The sequence below is a fragment of the Paucimonas lemoignei genome, from assembly GCF_004342585.1.
Lineage (GTDB): Bacteria > Pseudomonadota > Gammaproteobacteria > Burkholderiales > Burkholderiaceae_D > Paucimonas > Paucimonas lemoignei.
The window spans coordinates 80,649-87,884 of the sequence record NZ_SLZQ01000015.1 but is presented as its reverse complement, the minus strand read 5'-3'; the positions used below and the strand labels follow the sequence as shown (position 1 = coordinate 87,884).

7 protein-coding genes are annotated in these 7,236 nt (G+C 57.7%); 4 read left to right on the top strand and 3 right to left on the bottom strand.

Annotated elements, in window-relative coordinates:
- Nucleotides 1–214 precede the first annotated feature (214 nt).
- The gene (locus EDC30_RS17355) at nt 215–991 is read left to right on the top strand and encodes a 5'-3' exonuclease (RefSeq protein WP_132260122.1); all 777 of its coding nucleotides are present in this window, start codon (nt 215–217) and stop codon (nt 989–991) included.
- Between the two features lie 20 nt (nt 992–1,011).
- Here the strand turns inward: EDC30_RS17355 and EDC30_RS17350 are convergent, their stop codons facing one another.
- Nucleotides 1,012–2,163 carry a mechanosensitive ion channel family protein gene (locus tag EDC30_RS17350; RefSeq protein WP_132260121.1) on the bottom strand — a complete coding sequence of 384 codons (1,152 nt, stop codon included), beginning with the start codon at nt 2,161–2,163 and terminating at the stop codon, nt 1,012–1,014.
- Nucleotides 2,164–2,303: 140 nt separating this feature from the next.
- Nucleotides 2,304–2,798, bottom strand: a complete 495-nt coding sequence (locus tag EDC30_RS17345) for a DUF2127 domain-containing protein (protein ID WP_132260120.1) — start codon at nt 2,796–2,798, stop codon at nt 2,304–2,306.
- Nucleotides 2,799–2,987: 189 nt separating this feature from the next.
- Between EDC30_RS17345 and EDC30_RS17340 the strand changes: the two genes are divergently transcribed.
- The 3 genes from EDC30_RS17340 to EDC30_RS17330 all read left to right on the top strand — a co-directional run bounded on the left by EDC30_RS17340 (nt 2,988) and on the right by EDC30_RS17330 (nt 5,733).
- Nucleotides 2,988–3,188 (top strand): hypothetical protein, encoded by a 201-nt coding sequence (locus tag EDC30_RS17340; protein ID WP_132260119.1) that lies wholly within the window; start codon nt 2,988–2,990, stop codon nt 3,186–3,188.
- Between the two features lie 27 nt (nt 3,189–3,215).
- A complete protein-coding gene (locus tag EDC30_RS17335; RefSeq protein ID WP_132260118.1) occupies nt 3,216–5,234 on the top strand; it encodes an AsmA family protein in 2,019 nt (672 codons plus the stop codon).
- Between the two features lie 166 nt (nt 5,235–5,400).
- Entirely contained in the window at nt 5,401–5,733 is a 333-nt protein-coding gene (locus tag EDC30_RS17330; RefSeq protein ID WP_132260117.1) for a hypothetical protein, read from the top strand.
- A gap of 130 nt (nt 5,734–5,863) precedes the next feature.
- Here EDC30_RS17330 and EDC30_RS17325 read toward each other — a convergent pair whose 3' ends face one another.
- Nucleotides 5,864–7,042, bottom strand: coding sequence for an MFS transporter (locus tag EDC30_RS17325; RefSeq protein WP_243656840.1), 1,179 nt, complete (start codon nt 7,040–7,042; stop codon nt 5,864–5,866).
- Nucleotides 7,043–7,236 lie beyond the last annotated feature (194 nt).

Here is a 7,236-nt window from a genome sequence, read left to right as displayed (position 1 = left end):
TTAGCGCAGATTGATAAAGATTCGCACCTCTATCAAACCGGGTAACCCCACCCTTTGGCAAGGTCTTTCTGTCAGATCAAGTCAGAACTACTACACATAAGTAGCGCCAAGTAAAATTCTTCGAGCAACGTTCAAAATTACATTATTGGCAATCGCTCAGATGCCACCATCGGTTACATTTCGCATTACCAATCTAACCGACACCATCTCACTCATGCCCAAACTCCTCGCCATCGACGCCCTACACATCGTCCGTCGCATCTACGAAGCCAGCGATGAAACCGCCCCTCAGGCAAAGGCGGAAGCCGCGCTGCGTCATGCCTTGCCTTCGTTCCGGCGCCTGCTGACCACGCAAGCGCCAACCCACGCGCTGTGCGTCTTCGATTTCGGCGGCTCGACCTGGCGCCATGAAATCCATTCCCATTACCGGGAAAACCACGCGCCGCTCCCTTCCGAGCTAAGCGAGCGCCTGCCGAAGTTCTACGAACAATTGGCATCCTTCGGCTTGAAGCCCGTTTCGGTGCCCGATGTCGCCGCCAAGGATGTCATTGCCACCGCCGTGCTGCGCTGGCTCGGTGAAAACCGCGGCGAGGCGGTCATTGCATCAACCGATAAAGATTTGCACAGCCTGATCACGCATGGCGCCCTGATCTGGGATCACTTCAAACAGGAGTGGCATGACCGCGCCTGGGTCGAGAAAAAGTTCGGCGTGCCGCCGGAACGCTTGCCCGACTTGCTTGCCCTCGCGGGTGACGCCTCGGACAACATTCCTGGCGTCTCCAAGGTCGGCCTCAAGACAGCGGCCAAACTCTTGCAAAGCTATGGCAGCCTGGAGCAGGTGCTGGCTGGCGCCGGCATTCTCATGAATCCGCTCGGAGAGCGGCTGCGCAAGGAACGTGCGCAACTAGACCTGTCACGACAGTTGGTTGCGCTGAAAACCGACGTGCGGCTGGGGGTGACCTGGCAAATGCTTCGTTATCACGCTGGCTGAAAATGCTGCGCGGCCGCCTCTCAGGTGCCGCTGAAATAATGGGTGTTTTTAGCGGGCTGCGGAATCATCGGCCCGGTATTCGATGCCGGTTGTTGCGACGGCGTGGTGCTCAGTAACACCGTTTGCGTCGGCAGAGCGAATTTCACGCCAAGGGATTCCAGTTCGCGCATCAATTGCAAATTGATCTTCTGCTGGATATCCATATACAGGTTGAAATCCGGCGACAGCACGTAATACACCACTTCATAGGTCAGGGAGCTGGTGCCGAATTCCTTGAAGTGGGCGCGGTCGAAACGGGTTTTGTCCAGGCTTTCAATAATCTTTCTGACCATTGCCGGTATGGCTTCAACCCGATCGGCGGGCGTGCCGTACATGACGCCGAAACGGAATTCCACCCGGCGTTCATCCATGCGCTTGTAATTGCGGATCGTGTTTTTCAGCAGCTCGGTATTGGACAGGATGATTTGTTCGCCACTCAGGCTGCGTACCCGCGTCGTCTTCAGGCCGACCTCTTCGACGCTGCCCAAGATGTCGCCCATGATGATGAAGTCATCCACTTCGAAGGGCTTGTCGATGGCGATCGCCAGAGAGGCAAACAAGTCACCGAGAATATTCTGCACCGCCAGCGCAATGGCGATGCCGCCCACGCCTAGGCTGGCGACGAAGGCGGTGATATTTACGCCCAGGTTCGAGAGCATCGCCAGCAGAACTATGGACCACAGCAATACCCGCAAGGCCCATACCAGCAAGGTCGTGGTGGCGCTTGCGCGCATATGGCTCATGTCCGCGCTACGCATCAGGCGGTGGCGGGAAGTGATCGTAATGGCGCGGTTAAGCCAGAGTCCAATCTGCAGGCTCAGCGCCAGGAACCAGAGGTGGTCGGCCTGTTCCACCCAGCGCAGCGGCGGCTCGATCACGCCGAAACCGATGAGGAATGCTGCGATGGCCAGCACGATCTTGCTGGTGCCGCCCAATACATCAACGATAAAATCGTCAACGTGGGTGACGGTACGGTCTTTGATCTTATCCAGCCGGTTGACGATGATGCTCACGGCAGTTGTCATCACGATGTAGCTGAAGATCGCGACACCGGAAGCGATGATCCAGTTGAGAAGTGACATGCCCAAGAGCGTCGTCTGGCTAAGCCAAGCAAGCGTTGCATTCCATTCCATGCCAGTCCTTTTCAACTTGAAAGATCTTATATAACCGACAAGAAACGTAAATTGAAGTTCCAGGCAGCCGCATTTTCAATCAGCAAGACTGGAATGGAGCGCCGGATTAAATTGAGTAGTTCTGCGGCCGCACAAAATCGTTATCGGCGTGTGCTAGCGCCCTCATCCGCGGTATCGCGCCGACGATATAGCTGCAGCACCAGGAAGCCGACCACGAATCCATTCGCGACAAACACCAGTGCGCCAATCGCGGATGGCCTGTGCAGGAAATGATGAATTTCGAAAGGCATGTACAGCATCCCCGACAAGGCGCCACACCATTCTCCCCACGCCAGGTTATGCCATAGCCCATACGCCTCGATCAGACGCAGCACGACGTAGCCGACGGCCAGCAGCACCAGCGCCTGTACATCGGCTCGCTCCAGCAGGTCGGCGTAATGCAACAGCACCGTCGGATAGCGCCCGTCCGGATTCATGCCCAAATGGGCGATCAATTCATGCGCAAGATGCCTGACGTCATGATGCAGGAGGCTCAATAAGCCGAAGCTGGCGGCGAGCACCATGACGCCCTTGAATGCTTCGAAGATAGCGATGCCGCGCAGGGCTCTTCCTTGTACGGTGGCAGGGGCAGGCATGCTGCTTCTCCAATGAAATAAAAAAATGGCGGCGTGGCGAGCTTCGATTGCTGACCAATGATTTTCCAACTTGATACACGACTTTGATTCTTATCGTCGATCGCAATTTGCTTGCAAAACCTGCAAACTTTCTCCGGTTTCGGTGCTCTATAGAATTGATAGCCACGTCGACATGAAGATGGGGAACACATGACGAACACTAAACAGCATAGCGATCCCGCGCGTAATCCGCAGGCTGACAAAGCCGCGCAGCATCAAGGACAAGAGGAAATCAGTGCAGACGAAAAATCCGCTCTCGACAATCCGCCTGTCGAGCAAGTAAACCCCGATCATAAAGGCTTGAATCCGGATCATTTAGGCCCTGCGCAACCACGCCAGTCCAAGGAATAAACCTTTACGTCAATCACACTGACCCCTATGGCGCAAAGAAAAAAAATCCTGGTAATCGGCGCGGTGGCGATTGCTGCAGTGCTGGTGGTTATTCCTTTGCTGCTCAGTGTCATTGACTGGAATTTCGCCAAGCCCTGGATTGCGCAACGCGTCAGCGATGCCACCGGGCGCTCGTTTGCCATCAATGGCGATTTATCTCTCAGTTGGCAAAAGCCGGCGCAAACCGAAGTCGGCTGGCGGCGCCTGGTGCCGTGGCCGCACTTGCGCGCGCACGACCTCGTGCTGGGTAATCCGGATTGGGCAACCACCGGCGAGACCATGGCGACCGTGCCGCAAGTCGATTTCAGCCTGAACCCGCTGGCGCTGTTTGCGAAAAAGGTCAGCGTGTCGAAACTGATCCTCACCGAACCCGATCTGGTGCTGGAAATCGGGAAGAACGGCAAGAACAATTGGACCTTCAAGGACAAGGAAGAAAAAGCACCGTCGCAGTGGCAGTTCGAGTTGCGTGACCTCGATCTGAACGAGGGCACGATCCGCCTGGTGGACCCTGTACGCAAGGCCGACGTCACCACGCGCATCGATACGCTCGACGATGGCAGCGTGGTATGGAAAATCAGCGGCACGCTCGACAAGGATAAAGTCTCCGGCAATGGCAAGGCTGGCGCGCTGCTCTCGCTGCAAGAGTCAGGCAACAAGTATCCGGTGGAAGCTGACCTCAAAGTTGGCAAATCGGAACTGACCGCGCGCGGCACGCTGACCAACCCTCGAAGCATCAGCGCGCTCGACGTCAAGCTGACCATACGTGGCGCCAGCATGTCGCAACTGTTTCCCTTTTCCGGCATCGTGCTGCCGGATACGCCGCACTTCTCGACTTCGGGCCGCGTAGTCGGCTCGCTGGCGTCCGACGATTTTCATCTGCGCTATGAAAACTTCACCGGCAAGGTTGGCGACAGCGATATCGGCGGCACCCTGGAATACATCCGCAAGGAGCCGCGTGCGCAATTGCGCGGCGAAGTGGTGTCGAAATATCTGAACCTGGGAGACCTCGGCGCCCTGGTGGGAACCGATAGCGCGGAGGAAAAAAAAGCCCGCGGCGACAAGACCAAGCAACCGCCCGACAAGGTGCTGCCGGTGGCGCCATTTCGCACCGAGCGCTGGGACAAAATCGATGCCGATGTCCGGTTCACCGGCAAGAAGATCGTGCGGGGCGAGGATATTCCCATCGATGATTTATCGACGCGGGTGCGTTTGGACAACGGCACGCTTTCACTGGCGCCGCTGAACTTTGGCGTGGCCGGTGGCAAGTTCGTCACGGAGCTGACGATCGAGGGCAAGCACGAACCGGCCAGGGCGCGCATGAAAGTCGAAGCGCGTGGCTTAAAGCTCAGCAAGCTGTTTCCCCAGGTTGAATCGATGCGCGCCAGCCTAGGTCAAATCCATGCCAATGCCGAATTAACCAGCGCAGGCAATTCCCTGGCTGAATTGGCCGGCGCCGCCAATGGCGAATTCAAGGCATTCATCACCCAGGGCACGGTCAGCAAATTCATTCTGGAAGCGATGGGATTGAATATCGGCAGCATCGTCGTGACGCAATTATTCGGCGACCGCCAAGTGCAGTTGAATTGCCTGGCGAGCGACTTCGCCGTGAAAGATGGCGTGGTGCAGACACGCACCTTCGTCGTCGATACGGAAGACGCGATCATCGGCGTGGATGGCAAGATCAACCTCGCCAGCGAAGAGATGGGATTGACGATCCGTCCCGATAGCAAGGGCGTGCGCCTGATTTCCCTGCGTTCGCCGCTGTATGTGCGCGGCACTTTCAAAAAGCCCGATGTCGGCATCGACAAGGGCGTGGTGGCATTGAAAGCCGGTGCGGCGACGGTGCTGGGCACGGTGGCGTCGCCATTGGCGGCACTGCTGGCCTTGATCAATCCTGGTCCCGATAAGGAAAGCCCCTGCGCCAGCCTCCTGGCCGAAGCGCAGAAAAAACCGCAAGCGCCGCCGCCGGGCAAAGCGGCAAATGGCAAACAGGCCGCGTCCCGCTAACACCCCTTGCAGGTTCGACTTAAAGGCCGGGCGTCATTTCGTTAAACAAACCCGGCAAGACCTTGTCCAAACGGATATCAAGTTTTTCAATGTTAAGCACGACAAGGTGAGGCCTCATTGAAATGAGACACCGCCAAATCTTGCTGGCAATTATCAGGAATGACTCATGACTACTCCATCGTCGCAGACTTCCCAGCCCGAACAATGCCGCCGCTTGCAGCAGCAAGTAGAACAAGAAGGCGGCACGCATAACTTGTCGCAGACAGACCTGGCCTTCTACCAAACTTTTTGCGAGACACAACATCAGGCCAAGGCCCACCGGCAAGCCAAGGCGCTCGATCATGACGGCGGCATCGATGAAAGCGCGCATGTCATGGAAGGCACCTCGTTCGGCGACCCCAATGCCGGGCGTCCGGATGACCAGGATGAAGCCAATCCGATCAATTATGGTCGGGCGGTGACCCAGTCTCCCGATGGCACGCCGCGTCCGGCGAAGTGACGGGCCGGCACGCGCTCCATTGCAGACATAATCAATTGCAGACGCTTGGCGCGCAATAAAAAATGCCGGCACAAGGCCGGCATTTGTCCATGGTACTGGTCCGCCAGGCGCGACGGAATCCAGGGCTGGATTACTTCAGCAACTTGGCGCGCGCAGCGATCACGGCGATCAGCGAGGCCAGGGCACCGATAAAGCCGATCGCCGCCTGCATGCCGAAACTGTGGGCCAGGCCACCGATCACCGGCGGCCCCATCAGGCTGCCGCTATAGGCCATGGTGGCGACACCGGCGAGCGCCACCGGGCCTTGCGTGCCTGCCGCGCTGAACACGAACGGGAACAGCAGCGCCAGGCCGAAGCCGGCAGCGGCAAAGCCTGCGAGCGCCAGATACGGGCCCGATACCGAGACGGCAAACAGCATGCCGACAGCAGCCAGGGTCGCGCCTCCGCTGACCAGGCGGCGGGCGCCGTACCGGTTCTTGAGGCGGTCGCCGGTCAGGCGCGCCAGCAGCATCATGACGGAGAAGGCGGCAAAGCCCATCGGCGCCATGCCATCTCCCACGCCGAAGTGATCCTTCAAGAACACGCCACTCCAGTCAGCGATGCTGCCTTCAGACATCGCGCCGAGAAAGACCAGCGCGCCCAGCAAGCCCAGCGGGCCGCGCGGCAGGGCAAACATCTTGTTGCTGCCAGCTTCGTCCTCAGCGGATTCTCGCTGATCCTTGCTCTCATCCTTGAGCAGATAACAAGCCAGGCAAAACAGCATGGCCAATGGCATCGCCATCAGGATGAACTGGCGCACCGGCGCGACATGCATCGTGGCCATCAGCCCGCCCAGCATGGCGCCGCCCAGGCCGCCGGCACAGCAACCGGCATGCAACTTGGCCATGATCGACTTGCCGGTGCGCTTTTCCACCCTGGTCGCGACGGCATTCATGCCCACATTCAGGCAACCGGCGGGAATCCCCATCAGGAACACCGCGCCCATCAACAAGCCGACGCGGGGCGCAAAGCCAATGCCAAGCAATGCGACCAGCAACGCCAGGCCGGAAATCAGAACGGTCTTGTGACCGCCCAATCTCGACATCATCCAGGATGACACCGGGTAGGACAGCACAGCGCCAAAGCCACCGCACAAGAGCACCATGGAGAGCGCGGAATGCGGCATATGCAATGCTTCGCGGATGGCGGGGATGCGGCCGGTCCACGAGCCCATGATCAAGCCGAACAAGATGAAAATGCCTGGCAATGCCAGCGACTTGAATTGTTGTAATGGGTAAGACTGGGATCGTTCAAGAGCAATAACGTGCATGGATAACGGGCTCAATAATGTTCTTCGGAAAGCCTTTGTGATCCCTGCTCGTTGGAAATAGTTTCTGTGCGGAAGAAATTTTCCGAAAGCCGCTTATATCAGAAATAAAGCGGATGCATATCTCGAAGAATTAGCTGAACGCCCCTCCCGGATTACAGTCTTTAATAGCAACGTTTGCCTATTTTTTGGGCAGA